This is a genomic window from Brevundimonas diminuta (genome assembly GCF_022654015.1).
GTDB lineage: Bacteria > Pseudomonadota > Alphaproteobacteria > Caulobacterales > Caulobacteraceae > Brevundimonas > Brevundimonas diminuta_C.
On sequence record NZ_CP073063.1, the window covers coordinates 1,482,468 to 1,502,386 of the forward strand.

Genomic DNA, 19,919 nt, shown 5'->3' on the forward strand with positions numbered 1-19,919 from the left:
GTCCTCGACGCCGAAACCGCCGAAAGGCCCGCTGGCGCTAAAATCGGGGTCGGTCAGGCGTCGCCCTTCTGACGGGCCGCCCATTTCTCCAGCCAGTGGATGTCATAATCGCCCGACAGGATGTCCGGCTCGGCCAGCAGCTTCTGGAACAGGGGGATGGTCGTATCGACGCCGCCGATGACGACCTCGTTCAGCGAACGCTTCAGGCGCGCGATGGCCTCTTCGCGGTCGCGACCGTGGACGATCAGCTTGCCGATCAGGCTGTCGTAATAGGGCGGGATCGAATAGCCGGCGTAGATGGCGCTATCCAGACGCACGCCCAGGCCGCCCGGAGCGTGGAAATCGGTGATCTTGCCCGGCGACGGGGTGAAGGTTTCCGGGTTCTCGGCGTTGATCCGCACCTCGATGGCGTGACCCTCAAAGTGGATGTCGTCCTGGGTGAAGGACAGCGGCAGACCGGCGGCGATACGGACCTGTTCACGCACCAGATCGACGCCGGTGATCATTTCGGTGACCGGGTGTTCGACCTGCAGGCGGGTGTTCATCTCGATGAAGAAGAACTCGCCGTCCTCCCACAGGAACTCGATGGTGCCGACGCCCAGATAGCCGATGGCGGCGATGGCCTTGTTGACTGTCTCGCCGATCTTCTTGCGACCCTCGGCCGACAGGGCGGGCGAGGGGGCCTCTTCCAGCACCTTCTGGTGACGGCGTTGCAGCGAGCAGTCGCGTTCGCCCAGGTGCACGACATTGCCGTGGCTGTCGGCGATGACCTGGATCTCGATGTGGCGCGGCTTCTGGAGGTAGCGCTCCATATAGACGGCGCCGTTGCCGAAGGCGGCCAGAGCTTCCGACTGGGCGGTCTGGACCGCCTCGACCAGATCGTCAGGCGTCAGGGCGACCTTCATGCCGCGTCCGCCGCCGCCCGCCGCCGCCTTGACGATCAGGGGGAAGCCGATGGACTTGGACGCCTCGATCGCGGCCTCGACGGTCTCGACCTCGCCATCCGAGCCGGGAACGACGGGGATGCCGGCGTCCTTGACCGTCTGTTTGGCGCTGATCTTGTCGCCCATGACCCGGATATGTTCGGGCTTGGGACCGATGAAGCTCATGCCGTGGGCCTCGACGATCTCGGCGAAGCGGGCGTTTTCGGACAGGAAGCCGTAGCCGGGGTGGATGGCCTGGGCGCCGGTGATTTCCGCCGCCGCGATGATCGAGGGGATGTTCAGATACGACTTGGCGGCCGAGGCGGGGCCGATGCAGACGCTCTCGTCGGCCAGCCGCACCCACATGGCGCCGCGGTCGGCTTCGGAATGTACGGCAACGGTAGAGATGCCCATCTCCTTGCACGCCCGGTGGATGCGCAGCGCGATCTCGCCGCGGTTGGCGATCAGGACCTTGTTGAACACGGCTTAGGCTTCCAGCAGGACGAGGGGTTCGCCGAACTCGACCGGCTGGGCGTCGCCGACCAGGATTTCGGCCACCACGCCGTCGCGCGGCGCCTGGATCGGGTTCATCGTCTTCATGGCTTCGACGATCAGCAGGGTCTGGCCCTTCTTGACCTTGTCGCCGGGCTGGACGAAGGCCGGGGCCTCCGGCGAGGCCTGCAGATAGGCTGTGCCGACCATCGGCGACTTCACCTCTTCGCCCGCGCGGGCGACGATCGTGGCGGGATCCGACGGCATGGCGGCCGGCGCAGCAGCGGCGGCGGGCGCAGCGGCGACCGGAGCGGGGGCGGCGGCGTACTGGACCGGGGCGGCGTTGACGGTGACTTCGCGCGCCACGCGGATGCGCAGTTCGCCGCGCTCGACCTCGACTTCCGTCAGATCGGTCTCGTTCAGGATCTCGGCCAGCTGGCGAACCAGGGCGGCGTCGATTTCGGCGTGTTTCTTGTCATCGGCCATTGGAGTTGCGCCTTGTCTTTCGTGGTCTTTGATAAACGGGACGGGGCTCAGCCGCGTTCCCGAACCTGGGTGAGGGCCGCCTGGACGGCCAGTTCATAGCCCGCCGCGCCGAAGCCGGCGATGACGCCGGTCGCCGCGGAGGACACATAGGAGTGATGGCGAAACGCCTCGCGCGCCGCCGGATTGGACAGATGCAACTCGATCACCGGGATCGACAGCGTCTTCAGCGCATCGTGCAGCGCCACCGACGTATGCCCATAGGCCGCCGGATTGAGGATCAAGGCGTCGGCGCCCTCGCGCGCCTCCTGGATCCAGTCCACCAGCACGCCTTCATGGTTGGTCTGGCGAAACACGATCTGCGCTTCACCGGCCGCCCGGACGCAGCGTTGCTCGATGTCCGCCAGGGTGTCGCGGCCATAGATGTCCGGCTCCCGAACCCCGAGCAGGTTCAGATTGGGGCCGTTCAGCACATGAATGACGGGCGTTTCGGCCATGGTTCCAGAATCGATCCGGCGCAGCGCGGCGCAAGAGGGGCCTTTTAGCGGACGCAGGGCGTGGGTCAAACGCTCGCGGCGTTGAACCTTACCCGACGTTATGTGCGATGGCGTGGATTTCGCAGCGCCGGCTGCCATCGTCCCTGGTCGGGACGGCCTGAGGGAGCGCCGAGGATGCGCCAGGACGGCAAACTGATCCTGAGAGCCGTGGTGGCGACCTTCGCGGCCCTGGCCGTCGCGATCGGCGCCTTCCTGTTCGAGGCGGGCTGAGCGCACAGTCTGGCGAAGCGGCCTGTCAGCCTTTATCTGACGCGCGAAGGCCCAGGGAGAACGCGCGTGCACCAGATCCATCTCAACGGCGAGCCACGTCAGGTCCAGGCCGCCACCATCCTGGCCCTGGTCGAGGAACTGTCGCTGGACCCGCGCAAGGTCGCCGTCGAACGCAATCTCGAGATCGTGCCCAAGTCCCTGCATGCCGCCACGCCGGTGGCCGCAGGCGACCGTATCGAACTGGTCCAGTTCGTCGGCGGCGGTTGATTAGATCAAATCGGGCTACGACGGGTTCCCCCGCGCGCCGGAGAGGCCTAGGTCAGCATCCATGACCGATACAGCCAACGAAACCTGGTCCGTCGCCGGCCGCACCTTCAACTCGCGCCTGATCGTGGGCACCGGCAAATATGCCGACTACGCCCAGAACGCCGCCGCCGCCGAGGCGGCTGGGGCCGAGATCGTCACCGTCGCCGTTCGCCGTGTGAACCTGTCGGATCCGACCCAGCCGATGCTGGTCGATTATGTAAAGCCGGACCGCTTCACCTTCCTGCCCAACACCGCCGGCTGTTTCACGGGTGAGGATGCAGTCCGGACCCTGCGCCTGGCGCGCGAGGCCGGCGGGTGGAGCCTGGTCAAGCTGGAGGTGCTGTCCAACACCGCCCACCTGTATCCCGACATGATCGAGACGCTGCGGGCGCTGGATCTGCTGATCAAGGACGGCTTCGACGTCATGGTCTATTGCACCGACGACGTGGTGATGGCCAAGCGGCTGGAAGACGCCGGCGCCGCCGCCATCATGCCCGCCGCCGCCCCGATCGGCTCGGGCCTGGGCATCCAGAACGAGGTCAATGTCCGCCTCATCGTCGAACAGGCCAAGGTGCCGGTTCTGGTCGACGCGGGCGTCGGCACCGCCTCGGATGCGACCCGCGCGATGGAGCTGGGCTGCGACGCCGTCCTGATGAACACCGCCATCGCCGGGGCCAAGGACCCCATCCGCATGGCCCGCGCCATGAAACACGCCGTCATCGCCGGCCGCGACGCCTATCTGGCCGGCCGGATGGCCAAGCGGATGTATGCCGACCCGTCGTCGCCGCTGGCGGGACTGATCTGATCCAACCGTCTCCTCCCCGCTTGGCGGGGAGGGGGGCCGCGAAGCGGTGGAGGGTTCTTGAAATCCCACCGGCGCCCGCGATGCGGTGAAGAGCCCCTCCGTCTCTCCGCTGCGCTTCGAGCCACCTCCCCATGAAATGGGGAGGAGACGATGCTCCGCCATCGCAATGCCGCTGGTTCATCCGCAGCGATTTCAACCGCTTGCCGATTTATATCCCCCGTCTCCCATACACGGGGTCAAACCACCCCATAATAGCCCCGTCTCGTCGCATGGAGGGCTCGCCTGGCCTGCGACCTTGCGGCGGCGGGAGCGGAAGGAACGGGGGCGATGGTGAAATCCCATCGCGGCGCCGAGGCTGATCGGTCGGGGAATCGCCCCCGGCGTCCGCAGTCGCGTCGCTGGGTCGAGGGGGATACTCGGCCGCACTCGGAACGGTCCTCGCAGGGACCGCCGACCCGTCACAGGCTTATGGGGTTAGGCGATAAGACCGCCACCGCTCGCCCCGAGCTTGCAGGCCAACCCCCCCGCGCGGAGCGTCACACCCTTCGTCGAAACGGTAACACTACAAATCAACTCCGGGCGAAGGCCCGGCGCTCCGCCCAGCCCTCCACCAACTTCGCTGCGAAAGCGCGAGGCCGATCACCCCTGTCCGGAGACCCGCGTGGCCCGCCCCAAACCTCGCCGTCCCAAACCCGGGCGCGGCCTGCCGCCACTCTACAGACGGACGCCCGAGGAAGAGGCTGAGGATGACCGCCTTCGCGCCCTGCTGGAACGCGAATATATCCGGCTCGACGCCATCCTGGTCGAGAAACAGGCCGAAGCCGCCGAACGGGCGCGCATCAGGGCGATGAATGGTCATCCGCCGCTGAGCCGGTCGCGCTTCGCCCCGCCGAATTTCGGGTCGGAGATGTCTTCGCTAGTCGTCCAGCAGCGCCTGCAGCAGCGGATGGGCCAGGACCGGTGCAGCCAGACGCACTACAGCTTGGGGATCTTCCAGACGCACCGCCGCCGTCGCATCGGCGACAATGAAGTCGGCGTGGGTGCGCGACGGTTCGGTCAAACGCTCGTGGCCCGGACGCACCGTGGCCAGATACTGCGCCACGACCGAATCCGCCGACCGGCCCCGCTCGGCCTGGTCGCGCAGCAGGCGGCGGATGAAGCGGATGTCGGCGGGGGTGTCCACGAAGACCCGGATGTCGAACAGGACGGTCAGGTCGGGGGTACACAGAACGTGCGTGCCCTCGACGATCACCACCTCGGCCGCCGGGATCGGCTCGCCGCCCGGCTCGCGGCCGTGGTGGATGAAGGAATAGACTGGCGCCGTCACCGCGCGCCCGGCCTTCAATGCCTTCAGGTCCGCGATCATCAGGTCGTGATCGCGCGCCGTCACATCGTCAAAGTCGAAGGTCGCGGCGTCGAAGCCGGGCAGGGAAGCCGCGTCCTTGTAATAGCTGTCCTCGCGCACCAGTACGGCCGACCCTTCCGGAAGGGCCGAGACCAGCGCCTCCGCCAGGGTGCTCTTGCCGGAGCCGGAGCCCCCCGTGATTGCAATCAATATGGTCATGAGCGGCCTTCTAGAGCGGTCGCGCCGCCAGCGCCACCGGCGACGATCCGCCGCGCCGTGGCTCACGCCCCAGTTGACGTTGGGTCACGTTGCTTATCGCCGATCACCGATGTTAGCGTCGGTTCAAGCGTCGCATCAAAGCAGACGCATCCAAGGGACAAGGATACGACATGCTGGGCTTGATGCAGGACTGGCCGCTGACGGTCGACAAGATTATCGACCACGCCAAGAACTGGCATGGCGAGCGCGAAGTGGTGACGCGCTCGGTCGAAGGGCCCATCGTTCGCACGACCTACGCCCAGATCCACGAGCGGGCCAAACGCGTGTCCAGCGCCCTGAAGGATTGGGGGATCAAGCCGGGCGACCGCGTCGCCACCCTGGCTTGGAACACCGCCAACCACATCGAGGCCTGGTACGGAATCATGGGCATCGGCGGGGTGTGCCACACCCTGAACCCGCGTCTGTTCCCCGAACAGCTCGTCTACATCATCAATCACGCCGAAGACCGGATCATTTTCGTCGACCTGACCTTCGTGCCGCTGCTGGAAGCCATCCTGCCGCATATCCCCAAGGTCGAGCGCGTCGTCATCATGACCGACGCCGCCCATATGCCGCAGACGAAGCTGCCCAAGGCCGTCGCCTATGAGGACGCGATCGACGGTCAATCGACCGACGTGGTCTGGGGCGACTTCGACGAACAGACGGCCTGCGGCCTCTGCTACACCTCCGGCACGACGGGCAATCCGAAGGGGGTGCTGTATTCGCACCGCTCCAACTTCCTGCACACCTTCATGGGTCTTCAAGCCACGGTGATGGGCGCCACGCCCAAGGAGGTTATCCTGCCGGTGGTGCCGATGTTCCACGCTAACGCCTGGGGCATCGCCTTCGCCGGCCCTGCCGCCGGCACCAAGCTGGTGATGCCGGGCGCCAAGATGGATGGTCAGTCGATCTATGAGCTGATCGAACAGGAGGGCGTCACCTTCTCGGCCGCCGTGCCGACCGTCTGGCAGGGGCTGTTCGCCCACATGAAACAGAACGGTCTGGGCTTCTCGACCCTGAAGCGCGTGCTAATCGGCGGTTCGGCCTGCCCCGAAAGCCTGATCCGCGGCTTCCAGGACGATTTCGGCGTCGAGGTCACCCACGCCTGGGGCATGACCGAGACCTCGCCCATCGGCACCATCGCCAACCTGCCGCCCGAAATCCTGAAGCTCTCGTACGACGAGCAGATGAAATACCGCCTGAAGCAGGGCGTGCCGCCGCTGGGCGTCGAGTTGAAGCTGAAGGACGAGGCGGGCGCCGAACTGCCTCACGACGGCGCGACCTTCGGTCGTCTGATGGTCAAGGGGCCGACGATCAGCCGCGCCTACTTCAAGGAAGACGGCTCGATTCTGGACGACGAAGGCTTCTTCGACACCGGCGATGTGGCCACCGTCGACGACCTGGGCTTCATGCAGATCACCGATCGCGCCAAGGACGTGATCAAGTCTGGCGGCGAGTGGATCAGCTCCATCGAGATCGAGAACATCGCCGTGGGTCACCCCAAGGTCGAGATCGCCGCCGTCATCGGCGCGGCTCACCCCAAATGGGACGAACGGCCCGTGCTGATCCTGAAGCTGAAGCCCGACGAGACGCTGGACAAGCAGGAGCATTTGGACTTCCTGATCGGCAAGATCGCCAAATGGTGGATGCCCGACGACGTGGTCGTCGTGGACGACATCCCGCTGGGCGCAACCGGCAAGATCGACAAGAAGCTTCTGCGCGATCGGATGAAGGACTATCGTCTGCCGACCGCTGCCTAAGTGAGAACCGGAGCCTGAATGCCGACAAGAAAGCCCGTACCCGCCATTCTGCCCTGGCTGACGGCGCTCGCGGCGGCGCCCTTTGTTCTGATCGTGGCGGCCGTTACGGCGACGCGGTTCGGCGGGCTCGATTTGGCGATCGGCTATGACCTGCTGACCTGGACCGTGGCCCGCCTCCTGGCCTGGGTCGGTCTGGCGGCGGCTCTGACGGCGGCGGTGCTGGCGCTGCGCGATCTGAAGGGCAGGGGGGTCTATGCGTTGGCGGCGCTGGTCCTGGCGGGCGGGACCGTCGCCGGCTTCGTGCTGCGTCAGGGTCAGGATGCGACGCCCCATCCACGTGACGTGAGCACCAATCTAAATGAGCCGCCCGGCCTGCCGCGCGCCGCCGGCGTGCGCAGCGGCGCGCCGCAGACCTGTGACGGCGTGGACGCCGTCCCGACCCAGGTCCTGGCCCAGCAGGCGACCTCGGCGCTGGTCGACGCCGGCTTCGTCGTCACCCGCGCGACAACCTTCCAGGTCGAAGCCGTGCACGCCGGCGCCTGGTTCGGCTTCGCCACCGACGCGGTCGTCCGCATCCGCCCCGGCCGCACCGACATCCGCGTCGCCGCACGCGGCAGCCGTCCCGACGGCGGCGCCACCTGCCGCCTCGCCGCAAAAATCACGCGAAACCTGGAGGCGGGACGCTAAGCCAGCCGGAACTGCGCCGACAGGCCGGGCGCGCCATCGCTGATCGCCGCGCCGTCCTCGATCAGCTTGATCAGATGCGCCAGGACCGACAGCGACGCTGCCGGCCACAGCCGCTGATCGACGGCGGCATACAGAACCGGGACCATCTCCGCGATCGTGCGGTCCCCCGCCGCAAGCCGTTGGAGCACTTGCGCTTCCCGCCCCCGCCGATGAGCGCGATAGGCCTCCAGAAACGGCCGCACCTGCGTCACCGGCGCTCCGTGCGTCGGCCACAACACGTCGAAGTCGCGTGCGATAACCGCGTCCAGACTGGCTATATACTGGCGCATGCTCCCATCCGGCGGCGCCACGACCGTCGTCGACCAGCCCATGACATGATCGCCGCAAAACAGCGCGTTCTCTTCACGCAGAGCGAAAGCCATATGATTTGACGCATGACCGGGCGTGAACATCGCCTCGATCGTCCAGCCGTCGCCCTCGACTGCCTCACCGCCCGTCAGCACCGCATCGGGCGCAAAATCGGCATCGTCATCTTCATCGAGCGCACCCGACGCATGCGTTTCCCGCACCGGAGGTCGGGCCGCCCAAATCCGCGCTCCGGTCGCCTCGGCGAACGGCCGGGCCAGAGGCGCATGATCCCGATGCGTATGCGTCACCAGAACATGGCTGACCCGCCGCCCCTCGACCGCCGCCATCAGCGCCGCCAGATGCGCCTGATCGAGCGGCCCCGGATCGATCACCGCGACCTCGGCCCCTTGGTCCGGTCGGCCGACGATATAGGTCCCCGTCCCGGTGAAGGTGAAAGGCCCCGCATTGTCGGCGATCACGCGCTGGATCAATGGCGACACCTGATCGCGCCGCCCATAGGCGAAGTCGAACGCCCTTACGAACGGGATCATCGTCGCGGCCGCGTTTGGCGCAGAGCTTGCGTTAACGTCTCGGTAATCATGCCTGGAGCGCCCACAATGGCCCGTTCGATCGCCAACGCTGTATCAAATCGGTTCCCGTTCGTCGCGGCGGCGATCCTGTGTCTCGCCGCAGTGCAACTGATCGCCGCCTCCTGCACGCCGGAACCGGCGCCCTATGCGGCGCGGGTGATGATCCAACGTTGAATATATACTGACACTTGGGAGATGCCGACAACGAAGCAGGTGCGAGAAGCGCGCCTTCGGTCGATTTTATGCCTGCTAGAGCGGGTGTGTCGTCTCTGTGACAGGTCCGTCTCACTTGTGGCGTGAATGCGTCTTCGCGCTGGACTTACTTCAAGCGTTGGTATGCTCTCTCGCGCAACCAGCTATTCGGCTGGCACACGGATATGGATTCGGTGGGCTGCAATCGCGGCTCTACATCGATCATGGGAGAGCTATCCTTGAATAACGTCAAATATCGCCGCAGCTTGCTGGCCACCACTATGATTGGCGGCGTTGCATTGGCTATGGCGGCTAGCCCTTCATTCGCTCAGTCGCAGGACGGCACCACCGAGGTCGGTGAAATCGTCGTGACCGGCTCGCGGATCGTGCGCCAGGACTATGTCGCAAACAGCCCCGTGGCCACCGTCAGCGCCGAGCAGATTCAGGCGCGCGGCGATGTGAACGTTGAACAAATCCTCAACCAACTTCCGCAGGTCGTGCCGGGTCTGTCGGCCAACTCCAATAACCCGGCCAACGGTTCGGCGACCGTCGATCTGCGCGGCCTCGGCCCGAGCCGCACCCTGGTGCTGGTGAACGGCCGTCGCTTCGTTCCCTACGACAAATCGAATGCCGTCGACCTGAACAGCATTCCCGCCGCGCTGATCGAGCGCGTGGAAGTCGTCAGCGGCGGCGCCTCGGCGACCTACGGCTCCGACGCTCTGGCCGGCGTCGTCAACTTCATCTTCAAGGACAACTTCGAAGGTCTGGCGGTCAACACGCAGTACGGCGTCTCCGGCTTCGGCGACGGCGAGCAGTTCAACGCCTCCGCCATGTTCGGCGCCAATATCGCTGATGGTCGCGGCAATGTGACCGGCTTCGTGGGCTATGCCGACCGTGACGGCTTCCTGCCGAACGAAGATCGTCCCTGGGCGCTCAGCAGCAACGCAGGCGGTTCCGGCACCGGCATCTACGGCGGTCTGAACAACCTCGGCACCAACAACTACACGGCCGTCGGCTGCTCGACGGCGCCGACCCCTTGCCGCCGCTCGTTCCGTACTGCTGGCGTCCCCGGACAGTTCAACAACGACTTTGGCCTGGGCGCTTCCAGCGATCGTTACGATTTCGCACCGGTCAACCTGCTGCAGTCGCCGTCGGAACGCTACAATGCGGTTCTGTTGGGTCACTACGACATCAACGACACCTTCACGGCGTTCACCGAAGTCTTCTACACCAACACCCGCAACAACATTCAGCTGGCGCCGACGCCGGCGACCGGGATCAACATCCCGTACGGCAACTACTTCGTTCAGAACTACCCCGCGCTGCTTGCCTACGCCAATTCGCGCCCCAATCCGACGGCTCCGCTGAACTTCGATCGCCGTATGGCTGAAGTCGGCGCCCGCGTCGAAAGCCACGACACCAACGTCCTTCAGTTCAATGGCGGACTTCGCGCCAACCTGGGCGGCGACTGGAAGGCTGAAGGCGTTTATGCCTACGGCCGAACGGAACTGCGCACCTCGATCGAAAACGATGTGTCGCGTTCGCGACTGGCCGCCGCGCTGGCCGCCGGCGGTACGGCGACGAGCTGCGCCGCGTCCTCGCTGCAACTCTTCCCGGGCTGTGTTCCGGTCAATCTGTTCGGCGCCGGCACCATCACCCCGCAGGCCGCAAACTTCATTCGCCTGAACTTCGCCGACACCAGCATCTTTGAACGTCAGAACCTGACCTTCAACGTCACCGGCACCGCCTTCGAACTGCCCGCCGGTCCGCTGTCAGTCGCTTTCGGCGCCGAATATCGTGAAGACAAGCTGAGCTTCACGCCGGACGCCGCCAAGGCTTCGGGCGACATCTTCGGCTTCAACGCCGAGCGCCCTGTCGCGGGTCGTACGGAATCGAAGGAGCTCTATGCGGAAGCTGTGATCCCGCTGGTTCGCGATGTGCCGTTCATCAAGTCGCTGGAGCTGGAAGTCGGCGCCCGCATGGCCGACTACGACACGGTCGGCAAGATCTACGCCTACAAGGCTGGCGGCTCGTGGGAGCCCGTCGATAGCCTGCGCTTCCGCGGCATCTATCAACGCGCCGTGCGTGCGCCGAACGTCTTTGAGCTGTTCCAGGCCAACGACCAAGGCTTCCCGGCGGTTCTGGACCCTTGCACCACGCGTAACCCGTCGTCGGGCGCCGCTCGTACCCTGTCGGCCGGCGTGCGCAACTTCTGCACCGCGCAACTCGGTTTCGATCCGGTGGCCACCGGCTTCGTCGCCCAGAACACACAAACGGAGTCGTTCTTCTACGGCAACCCGAACCTGACCGAAGAAACGTCGGATACGGTCACGCTGGGCGCCGTCTGGCAGCCGACCTTCGTTCCGGGCCTGTCGATGTCGCTCGATTACTATGACATCAAGGTCGAGGACTACATCGGCACCATCTTCGGCGGCGTCTCCGGCATCGTGAACCAGTGCTTCGCGGCTGGCGCCGCAGCTTCGGGCACGACGGGTGCTCCGGTCTCGGCGGTTGCAGAGTGCAACAACGCCGGCATCGGTCTGCCTCTGATCTATCGTGATCCGGCCGGAAACCTGAAGGCGCGCGCACCGCTGGGCAACGTCTCGCAACTGCAGACCAGCGGCGTGGACTTCTCGACGCGTTACGGCTGGAACGTGCCGTGGGGTGGCGGCTTCTGGGGTCAGAAGCTGGATGTCGCGGTCAACCTGACCTACCTCGACAGCTACGAGCTAGATGGTATCGAGTATAAGGGCACGGTTGGCGCCTACAACATCAGCGCCAGCCTGCCGGAGTGGAAGGCAAACGTTTCGCTCGGCTACGACTTCGGTCCGGTCCGCGTGAACTATTCCGGCACCTACATTGACGCCATGGACAACCAGGGCAACATCCCTGACTTCCAGGACGGCGGCTATGTCGGCACCGACTCCTACTGGTACCACGACGTCAGCGCCTCGTATGATTTCAACGACAACGTCGAGATCTTCGGCGGCGTTCGCAACCTGGCGGACAAGGCCCCGCCCGTGTTCGACAACGCGAACGACGGCAACACCGACCCGAACAACTTCGACGTGGTCGGCCGCTACTTCTTCGTGGGTGCACGCCTGAAGTATTGATCCTTATTGGGTCATCGAAACTGAGGCGGCGGAGCAACGCTCCGCCGCCTTTTTCGTTTAAGCGGCGCCGTAGAAAAACCATTTGGGCAGGCGAGCGTTACGGATCGTCGCCTGTTTGCGGCGTACCCCTCCAAGGAAGATCATGCTGAAATTTGTCGTTCCCGGACTGTCGGTCCTGTCGCTGCTGGCCGCCGGCGCGGCGGTCGCTCAAACGCAGGATGGACCGATCGTGACGGGCAATCGCTCGGGCGAGACCGCCGATGCGTTGAAGACGCGCGAGGCCATCGCCTATGCACGGCCGTTGCCGCGGGGCGCGCCGAGCGCAGACTATCCGCTGGTGGCGTGGTGTGATGCCCTGGTGACGGGCCATGCCGATCTGGGCGAGACGCTGACGTCGCGCGCGCCGGAGGATGTCGAGCTGGTGCGTCTGGGCCGTCTCGAAGCCCAGGATTTCCGCAGCGCCCTGGCCGTGGCCGCGCCGCGCCAATCGGCGGCTTCGAAGGCCGAGGCCGAGCAGGCCGTCGCTGCGGTCAAGGCGCAGTGGGCCCCGCTGATGGCCAATCCTGATGCCGAGGCGCGCAGCCAGTCGTTCGGCCTGTTCTTTGGTCTGCCGGGCCGGTGCGAGCATGCCGCGCGCCGCCTGCGCGACAACATCACCACGCCGCCCGCAACCCTGGAGAGCGTCGGCATCAACTGATCGGTTCGGCGGTTACCGGATGACAGACGGCGGCTTGAGCCCGGCTCAAGCCGCCGTTTCGCGTTTGGCGGCGTAGGGATCGTAGTTGAGGATGGGGGCCAGCCAGCGCTCAGCCGTGGCGATGTCCCAACCCTTGCGCCGGGCGTAGTCCTCGACCTGGTCCAGATCGATCTTGCCGACGCCGAAATAGTGGCTGCCCGGATGGCCGAAGTAGAGGCCCGACACTGACGCCGGCGGCGTCATGGCGTAGCTCTCGGTCAGGGCCATGCCGGCTTGGTTTCCGGCGTCGAGCAGGCGGAAGAGGGTGGCTTTTTCTGTGTGATCGGGCTGGGCCGGATAGCCAGGGGCAGGGCGGATACCCTGATATTGTTCGGCGATCAGAGCATCGATATCGGCCGTCTCATCGGCGGCATAGCCCCACAGGGTGGTGCGGACCTCCTTGTGCAGCCGTTCGGCGAAGGCCTCGGCCAGGCGGTCGGCCAGGGCGGTGGCGAGGATGGCGGAATAGTCGTCGCCCGCGTCCTTGAACCGTTTGGCGATCTCCAGCTCGCCGTGACCGGCGGTGACGGCGAAGGCGCCGATATAGTCGTCGCCCTCATCCGCGATGAAGTCGGACAGGGCCAGGTTCGGCTTGCCGTTCGACTTCTTGATCTGCTGGCGCAGTGTGTGGAAGCGGGCGATCTCGGCGTCGCGGCCTTCGTCGGCGTAGACGATGACATCGTCGCCGTCGGCGCGGGCGGGCCAGAAGCCGACGACGCCTTTGGCCGTGAACCACTTTTCGTTGATGATCCGCTTCAGCATAACTTGCGCGTCGGCGAACAGGTCGCGGGCGGCCTCGCCGACGATCTCGTCGTCCAGGATCAGCGGATAGCGGCCGATCAGCTCCCAACTGGCGAAGAAGGGAGTCCAGTCGATGTGGTCGGCCAGATCCTGCAGGTCCCAGGCCTCGAACGCCTTCACGCCGAGGAAGGACGGTTTGCCGGGCATGGGCTGGTCGGGGTCGATGCGGAAACGGTTCTCGCGCGCCTGAGCCAGGGTGGCGCGGGCCTTCACCTCCTGGCCGCGGGCATATTGCTCGCGGATGCGGATGTATTCATCGCGGGTGGCGGCTTCGTTCTTCGCGCGCTCGGTCTTGGACAGCAGCCCCGAAACGACGCTGACGGCGCGCGACGCATCGACGACATAGGTGGTCGAACCCCGGCGATAGGCGGGCTCGATCTTGACCGCCGTATGGGTGCGGCTGGTGGTGGCGCCGCCGATCAGCAGGGGTATGTCGAAGCCGCGCCGTTCCATCTCGGCGCCGACAAAGACCATTTCGTCCAGCGACGGCGTGATCAAGCCGGACAGGCCGATGATATCGACATTGTGAGCCTTGGCCTCGTCCAGGATGCGGTCGGCCGGGACCATGACGCCCAGGTCGATGACCTCGTAGTTGTTACATTGCAGCACGACGCCGACGATGTTCTTGCCGATGTCGTGGACGTCGCCCTTGACGGTCGCCATCAGGATGCGGCCCGCCTGCTCGCGAGGCTTGCCGGCCTTTTCGGCCTCCATGAAGGGCTCCAGCCAGGCGACGGCTTGTTTCATCACGCGGGCGGACTTCACCACCTGCGGCAGGAACATCTTGCCCGAGCCGAACAGGTCGCCGACCACGTTCATCCCGTCCATCAACGGGCCTTCGATGACGTGCAGCGGGCGCTCGGACGCCAGGCGCGCCTCTTCGGTGTCGGCCTCGATGAACTCCGTGATGCCGTTGACCAAGGCGTGTTCGATCCGTTTGCCGACCGGCTGTTCGCGCCATTTCAGATCGACGACGCGGGCCTGGCCCTTCTCGCCCTTGTAGCGGGGCGCCATGTCGACCAGCCGCTCGGTGTTCGAGACATTGGTCCGCTGCGGCCGGTTCAGGATCACATCCTCGACCGCCTCGCGCAGTTCGGCGTCGATGTCGTCATAGACCGGCAGGTCGCCGGCGTTGACGATGCCCATGTCCATGCCGGCGTTGATAGCGTGGTACAGGAAGACGCTGTGGATCGCGCGGCGCACCGGCTCGTTGCCGCGGAAGCTGAACGATACGTTCGACACCCCGCCCGAGACGCGAGCGTAGGGGAGGGTGCGTTTGATCTCCCGCGTGGCCTCGATGAAGTCGACGGCATAGTTGTCATGCTCCTCGATTCCCGTCGCCACGGCGAAGATGTTGGGGTCGAAGATGATGTCCTCGGGCGGGAAGCCCACCTCGTTGACCAAAATGTCGTAAGCGCGGGTGCAGATTTCGATCTTGCGGGCGGCGGTGTCGGCCTGGCCCACCTCGTCGAAGGCCATGACCACGACGGCGGCGCCATAGCGGAGGCATTTGATCGCATGGTCGCGGAAGGCCTGTTCGCCTTCCTTCATGCTGATCGAATTGACGATGGGCTTGCCCTGAACGCATTTCAGGCCTGCCTCGATCACCTCCCATTTGGAGCTGTCGATCATCACCGGCACGCGGGCGATGTCGGGCTCGGCCGCGATCAAGTTCAGGAAGGTCCGCATGGCGACAACGCCGTCCAGCAGCCCTTCATCCATATTGACGTCGATGATCTGGGCGCCGGCCTCGACCTGCTGGCGAGCGACATCCAGCGCGGCCGAATAGTCGCCCTCGACCACCAGCTTGCGGAATTTGGCCGAGCCGGTGACGTTGGTCCGTTCGCCGACGTTGATGAAGACAGGACGCACTTACGCTACCAATTCAAAAGGTTCGAGGCCACTCAGGCGCAGGGCCACGGGCCGTTCCGGGATGGTGCGGGGCTTCAGCGGCGCGACCTCTTCGGCGACGTGGCGGATGTGGTCCGGCGTCGTCCCGCAGCAGCCGCCGACGATGTTGACCAGGCCGGAGGCGGCCCATTCCTCGATGAAGTGGGCGGTCTCGTGCGGCTCCTCGTCGTATTGGCCCATGGCGTTGGGCAGGCCGGCGTTCGGGTAGGCGGCGACCAGGGTGTCGGCGACGCGGCTAAGCTCGGCGATGAAGGGTCGCATCAGGTCGGCGCCCAGGGCGCAGTTGAAGCCGACGGCAAACGGTTTGGCGTGGCGTACGCTGTTCCAGAAGGCCTCGGCCGTCTGGCCCGACAAGGTGCGGCCCGAGCGGTCGGTGATGGTGCCGCTGATCCAGATGGGCAGGGCGTCCATGCCTTCGTCTTCCAGGTCCTTGATTGCCTTGATCGCGGCCTTGCAGTTCAGCGTGTCGGTGATGGTCTCGATCAAATAGAGATCGACCCCGCCTTCGTTCAGCGCCTTCACCTGATGGCGATAGGCCTCATAGACCTGGTCGAAGGTCACGCTGCGGGCGCCAGGATCGTTCACGTCGGACGACATCGACAGCATCTTGTTCAGCGGGCCGATGGAGCCGGCGGCGAACCGCGGCTTGTGCGGCTCCTTTTCCGTCCAGCGGTCGGCCGAGGCGCGGGCCAGTTTCGCGCCCTCCAGATTGATGTCCCACACCGCCTGGGCGTCCAGGGCATAGTCCTCCTGGGCGATGGTGGTGCCGGAGAAGGTGTTGGTTTCGCTGATGTCGGCGCCGGCGGCGAAATACTGGTCGTGTAGGTCGGCGATGACATCGGGCCGCGTGATGCAGAGGATGTCGTTGTTCCCCTTCATCTGATGTTTCTCGTCATAGCCATTGCCGGCGACGAAGCGGTCGGCGCGGAAGTCGGCTTCGTCCAGCCCGCGACGCTGAATCATGACACCCCAACTGCCATCGAGGACCAGGATGCGCTCCTTGGCCGCCTGATGCAGGGCGGCGATGCGTTGCCCGCGGGTCATTGGGCTGCCGCCGTCTCGCGCACGCCCAGAACGCGACAGATCGCATAGACCAGGTCGGCGCGGTTCAGGGTGTAGAAGTGGAAGTCCGAGAAGCCCTCTTCCTGCAGACGCGCGCAGGTCTCGGCGGCGACGGAGGCGGCCAGCAGTTTGCGGGTCTCAGGATCGTCGTCCAGGCCGTCGAAATGCGCCTTCAGCCAGTCGGGAATGCTGGCGCCGCACGCGCCGCACATCCGCTGAAGGCCGGCGAAGTTGGACACCGGCATGACGCCGGGGATCAGGGGGATGGTGACGCCCGCCGCCCGCACCCGGTCGCGGAACCGCAGGAAGGCGTCGATGTCGAAGAAGAACTGGCTGACGGCGCGGGTTGCTCCGGCGTCGACCTTGGCCTTCAGCACCTCGATGTCGTGATCGATAGAGGGGCTTTCGGGATGGCGTTCGGGATAGGCGCCCACTGTCACGTCGAAGCCGCCGATGCGGTTGATGGCGGTGGTCAGTTCGGTGGCGTTGGCATAGCCGTCGGCGCGCGGCTGATAGACGCCGCCGATCCCTGCGCCGCCAGGCGGATCGCCGCGCAGGGCCACGATGTGATCGACGCCTATCGTCTTGTAGCCTTCAATGACCTCATCGACCTCTTCGCGGCTGGCCTCGACGCATGTCAGGTGGGCGGCGGGACGTAGCGAAGTCTCGGTAATGATGCGCTGGACCGTGCGGTGGGTCCGCTCGCGGGTCGAACCGCCGGCGCCGTAGGTAACGGAGACGAAGGCGGGGTTCAGCGGCTCCAGACGGCGGATCGCCTTCCACAGATTGGCCTCGGCCTCATCGGTCTTGGGCGGAAAGAATTCGAACGAGACGCGCACGGCGTCGCGGTTCGATCCGGCGCGGGCGACGGGGCCAAGCGGCGACAGCAGCAGGGCGCGGGCGTCGGCCAGGTTGAGGGAGGCGGAGGAGGCCATCAGGCGGTCTTTCTATCCTGAACGCGGCGTTCCGCCGTCCAGATGGTCACGGTCAGGCCCTCGGCGTCGTGGGGCAGGGCGATGGGGGCCGATGGCGTCAGGCCGCCGTCAATCAGCCAGCCGTTGATCTCGCTGTCGGCGAAGCCCAGGCGGCGATGCTGATGCGCCTCACGCATATGTTCGAAGTCGTGCGGGGCGAAGTCGATGATGACCAGGCGGCCGCCCGGGCTGACCAGACGCGCGGCCTCGGCGACGGCGGCGGACGGATCGGACAGGTAGTGCAGCACCTGATGCACGATCACCAGATCGGCGCTGGCGGCGGGAAGACGGGTGGCGAAGATATCGCCGTGACGCAGTTCGACCTGCTCCACGCCCGCCTTGGTGACGTTGGTGCGGGCGATGTTCAGCATGTTCTGGCTGAGGTCCAGCCCGACCGACATCTTGGCCTTCTTGCCGAATAAGGTCAGCATCCGGCCAGAACCCGTGCCGAGATCGACGACGCGTTCGAAGGGGCCGGGCCCCACAGCCTTCTCCAGCGCCGCCTCGACAGCGCTTTCGCTGACATAGAGCGAACGCAAACGGTCCCACTGGGGCGCGACCTGTTCGAAATAGCTGGCGGCGGCTTCCTCGCGATCCTTGCGGACCTCGTCCAGACGCCGATGGTCGGCCTCGCCGGCATCTTCGGCCAGGATGTCCAGCACCGTGTCGATCAACCGGCGCGCCTGGGCGTCATGCGAAAGGCGGTAATAGACGCGGGCGCCGTCGGGAAAGCGCTCGATGAGCCCGGCGTCGGTCATCAACTTCAGATGGCGCGACACCCGGGGTTGGCTCTGGTCCAGAATGCGCGACATTTCCATGACCGACAGCTCTTCGCCCGCCAGCAGCGACAAAAGGCGCAAACGGGTGGGTTCGCCGGCGGCGCGGAGGGCTTCGACAGTCTGATCGGCGGACAAACTCATATGCTCATATAAAGATATCCTTATATGATTTGGCAAGTGAAATCGGTTTCTTTGAAACGCATCGACGGGAATGGTTCGTGCGCGCGTTAAAGCCAGCAGACCCGTCTTGGAGTGATCTCATGCGTAGCCTGTTCATCGCCGCTCTTGCTGTCGCCGCCGCCAGTCCGGCGTTGGCCCAGAGCGACTTTCCAGAGACTTCGGCTCCTGAAATGTCAGGGCAGCCTTTGGGCGGACAGATGCGGCCGCCGGAGCGCGAAAATCTGGCCCAGATGCAGGCGCGCATGACCCAAATGTTCAACCGCCTTGACGCCAATGAAGACGGCGTGATCGACGCCAGCGAACTGGCCAATGCGCGCGGCGGCCGGATGCTGACGCGCTTCGACGCCGATGCGGACGGACGCATCACTCGCGAGGAATTCGATGTGGGCCTCGCCGCCGCCTTCAAGGCGATGGACAAGAACGGCGACGGCGTGGTGACGGCGGACGAGCGGCCGCAGCGTCCCCGCTGAAGTCAGACGACGGGGGTCTTCAGCGGCTCGCCCGCGAAATGCGCCTGCAGATTTTCGATCAGCAGCATCAGCATGCCCTGCACCCCGGCGGTCGTGGCCCCGGCGGTGTGGGGCGTGAGAATGACATTGGGCACGTCGGCCCAGCGGGCCGGATCTGTCGGCTCTTCGACGAAGACGTCCAGGGCGGCCTGACCCAATGTTCCTGATTTAAGGGCGGCGATCAGTGCATCCTCGTCCACGACCTGGCCGCGGGAGACGTTGACCAGCAGGCCGTCGGGGCCAAGCGCCTCGATAATGTCCCGTGAAATCAGGCCACGATTGGTCTCATCCGCCTTGCAGGCGACGACAAGGATGTCGCTGGCCTTGGCGAGCGCCAGCAGGCTGTCGGCGCGCGGCCATTTGGCGTCATGGGGACGCGGCCCCCACCAACTGACCGCCATGCGGAAGGCCTCGGCGCGGTCGGCGACGGCCTTGCCGATGTGGCCCAAGCCGACGATGCCCAGCTTCTGTCCGGCGAGCGACGTCGTGATGGTGCGGGTCTCGAAGGTCCAGCCGCCAGCGCGAACCTGACGGTCGCCTGAGGCGATCTGACGGCGCGCGGCCAGGATCAGGCCCAGGGCGTGATCGGCGACATCCTCGTGATTGACGCCGGGAGCGTGGGTGACGGGCAGGCCGCGCTGGCGGCACCAGTCAATGTCGATCCCGTCATAGCCGGAGGTGAAACAGGCGATCAGGTCGAGATTGGGCAGGCGTTCGATCAGCGCCTTGTCCAGCGTCGCCTCGCCGGCGACGACCATGACGCGGATGTCGTGGGCGGCCTCGATCGGCGGACCTTCCCAGAAGCGATAGACGTTGTAGGCGCTCTCCAGAAATCCCGAGAGCGGGGCGAGATGCCGCTGCATGATGAGAACGGCGGGGCGTTGGGTCATGCAGCGGC

Annotated in this window: 18 protein-coding genes; 8 read left to right on the forward strand and 10 right to left on the reverse strand. The window is 65.6% G+C overall.

Annotated elements, in window-relative coordinates; all coding sequences use genetic code 11:
- Positions 1 to 53 precede the first annotated feature (53 nt).
- From accC to aroQ, 3 genes are read right to left on the reverse strand one after another with little or no spacing between them, the layout of a single operon-like run.
- Positions 54 to 1,406 carry an acetyl-CoA carboxylase biotin carboxylase subunit gene (accC, locus tag KAK88_RS07275; protein WP_242078455.1) on the reverse strand — a complete coding sequence of 451 codons (1,353 nt, stop codon included), beginning with the start codon at positions 1,404 to 1,406 and terminating at the stop codon, positions 54 to 56.
- Between the two features lie 3 nt (positions 1,407 to 1,409).
- On the reverse strand, positions 1,410 to 1,901 hold the full coding sequence (gene accB / locus KAK88_RS07280; protein WP_055808514.1) for an acetyl-CoA carboxylase biotin carboxyl carrier protein: 492 nt from the start codon (positions 1,899 to 1,901) through the stop codon (positions 1,410 to 1,412).
- Between the two features lie 47 nt (positions 1,902 to 1,948).
- On the reverse strand, positions 1,949 to 2,395 hold the full coding sequence (gene aroQ, locus KAK88_RS07285) for a type II 3-dehydroquinate dehydratase (protein ID WP_066629845.1): 447 nt from the start codon (positions 2,393 to 2,395) through the stop codon (positions 1,949 to 1,951).
- Positions 2,396 to 2,731: 336 nt separating this feature from the next.
- Here aroQ and thiS point away from each other — a divergent pair, with 336 nt between their 5' ends.
- Together thiS and KAK88_RS07295 are read left to right on the forward strand one after the other, a co-directional pair.
- Complete coding sequence (gene thiS / locus KAK88_RS07290) at positions 2,732 to 2,932, forward strand: sulfur carrier protein ThiS (RefSeq protein WP_112861800.1); 201 nt, start codon at positions 2,732 to 2,734, stop codon at positions 2,930 to 2,932.
- Positions 2,933 to 2,993: 61 nt separating this feature from the next.
- Positions 2,994 to 3,776, forward strand: coding sequence for a HisA/HisF-related TIM barrel protein (locus KAK88_RS07295; RefSeq protein ID WP_039247919.1), 783 nt, complete (start codon positions 2,994 to 2,996; stop codon positions 3,774 to 3,776).
- A 916-nt stretch (positions 3,777 to 4,692) separates the two neighbouring features.
- On the opposite strand, the gene udk is transcribed toward KAK88_RS07295, so the two are convergent.
- Positions 4,693 to 5,340, reverse strand: a complete 648-nt coding sequence (gene udk, locus KAK88_RS07300; RefSeq protein ID WP_242078456.1) for a uridine kinase — start codon at positions 5,338 to 5,340, stop codon at positions 4,693 to 4,695.
- A 170-nt stretch (positions 5,341 to 5,510) separates the two neighbouring features.
- On the opposite strand from udk, the gene KAK88_RS07305 reads away from it, so the two are divergent.
- Together KAK88_RS07305 and KAK88_RS07310 are read left to right on the forward strand one after the other, a co-directional pair.
- Positions 5,511 to 7,139 carry a long-chain-fatty-acid--CoA ligase gene (locus tag KAK88_RS07305; RefSeq protein ID WP_242078457.1) on the forward strand — a complete coding sequence of 543 codons (1,629 nt, stop codon included), beginning with the start codon at positions 5,511 to 5,513 and terminating at the stop codon, positions 7,137 to 7,139.
- An 18-nt stretch (positions 7,140 to 7,157) separates the two neighbouring features.
- Positions 7,158 to 7,826, forward strand: a complete 669-nt coding sequence (locus KAK88_RS07310) for a DUF1499 domain-containing protein (RefSeq protein ID WP_242078458.1) — start codon at positions 7,158 to 7,160, stop codon at positions 7,824 to 7,826.
- Here the strand turns inward: KAK88_RS07310 and KAK88_RS07315 are convergent.
- On the reverse strand, positions 7,823 to 8,725 hold the full coding sequence (locus KAK88_RS07315; protein WP_242078459.1) for an MBL fold metallo-hydrolase: 903 nt from the start codon (positions 8,723 to 8,725) through the stop codon (positions 7,823 to 7,825). The two genes, KAK88_RS07310 and KAK88_RS07315, sit on opposite strands and share 4 nt — an antisense overlap.
- Positions 8,726 to 8,791: 66 nt before the next feature.
- Between KAK88_RS07315 and KAK88_RS07320 the strand changes: the two genes are divergently transcribed.
- The 3 genes from KAK88_RS07320 to KAK88_RS07330 all read left to right on the forward strand — a co-directional run bounded on the left by KAK88_RS07320 (position 8,792) and on the right by KAK88_RS07330 (position 12,766).
- Positions 8,792 to 8,938, forward strand: coding sequence for a hypothetical protein (locus tag KAK88_RS07320; protein WP_242078460.1), 147 nt, complete (start codon positions 8,792 to 8,794; stop codon positions 8,936 to 8,938).
- Positions 8,939 to 9,195: 257 nt separating this feature from the next.
- Positions 9,196 to 12,069 (forward strand): TonB-dependent receptor plug domain-containing protein, encoded by a 2,874-nt coding sequence (locus KAK88_RS07325; protein ID WP_242078461.1) that lies wholly within the window; start codon positions 9,196 to 9,198, stop codon positions 12,067 to 12,069.
- A 142-nt stretch (positions 12,070 to 12,211) separates the two neighbouring features.
- On the forward strand, positions 12,212 to 12,766 hold the full coding sequence (locus KAK88_RS07330) for a hypothetical protein (RefSeq protein ID WP_242078462.1): 555 nt from the start codon (positions 12,212 to 12,214) through the stop codon (positions 12,764 to 12,766).
- A 45-nt stretch (positions 12,767 to 12,811) separates the two neighbouring features.
- Here KAK88_RS07330 and metH read toward each other — a convergent pair whose 3' ends face one another.
- Genes metH through KAK88_RS07350 form a run of 4 tightly spaced genes read right to left on the reverse strand, consistent with a single transcriptional unit; the run spans position 12,812 to position 18,473 of the window.
- Positions 12,812 to 15,478: a methionine synthase gene (gene metH / locus KAK88_RS07335; protein WP_242078463.1), complete on the reverse strand. Its 2,667-nt coding sequence runs from the start codon at positions 15,476 to 15,478 to the stop codon at positions 12,812 to 12,814.
- Positions 15,479 to 16,561: a homocysteine S-methyltransferase family protein gene (locus KAK88_RS07340; RefSeq protein WP_242078464.1), complete on the reverse strand. Its 1,083-nt coding sequence runs from the start codon at positions 16,559 to 16,561 to the stop codon at positions 15,479 to 15,481.
- Positions 16,558 to 17,514 (reverse strand): methylenetetrahydrofolate reductase [NAD(P)H], encoded by a 957-nt coding sequence (gene metF / locus KAK88_RS07345; RefSeq protein WP_242078465.1) that lies wholly within the window; start codon positions 17,512 to 17,514, stop codon positions 16,558 to 16,560. The genes KAK88_RS07340 and metF overlap by 4 nt, the downstream gene beginning before the upstream one ends.
- Positions 17,514 to 18,473, reverse strand: a complete 960-nt coding sequence (locus KAK88_RS07350; RefSeq protein ID WP_242078466.1) for an ArsR/SmtB family transcription factor — start codon at positions 18,471 to 18,473, stop codon at positions 17,514 to 17,516. Before KAK88_RS07350 ends, metF begins: the two co-directional genes overlap by 1 nt.
- Before the next feature lie 119 nt (positions 18,474 to 18,592).
- On the opposite strand from KAK88_RS07350, the gene KAK88_RS07355 reads away from it, so the two are divergent.
- Complete coding sequence (locus tag KAK88_RS07355; RefSeq protein ID WP_242078467.1) at positions 18,593 to 18,982, forward strand: EF-hand domain-containing protein; 390 nt, start codon at positions 18,593 to 18,595, stop codon at positions 18,980 to 18,982.
- A 2-nt stretch (positions 18,983 to 18,984) separates the two neighbouring features.
- Here the strand turns inward: KAK88_RS07355 and KAK88_RS07360 are convergent, their stop codons facing one another.
- The gene (locus tag KAK88_RS07360; protein ID WP_242078468.1) at positions 18,985 to 19,911 is read right to left on the reverse strand and encodes a 2-hydroxyacid dehydrogenase; all 927 of its coding nucleotides are present in this window, start codon (positions 19,909 to 19,911) and stop codon (positions 18,985 to 18,987) included.
- Between the last annotated feature and the right edge of the window lie 8 nt (positions 19,912 to 19,919).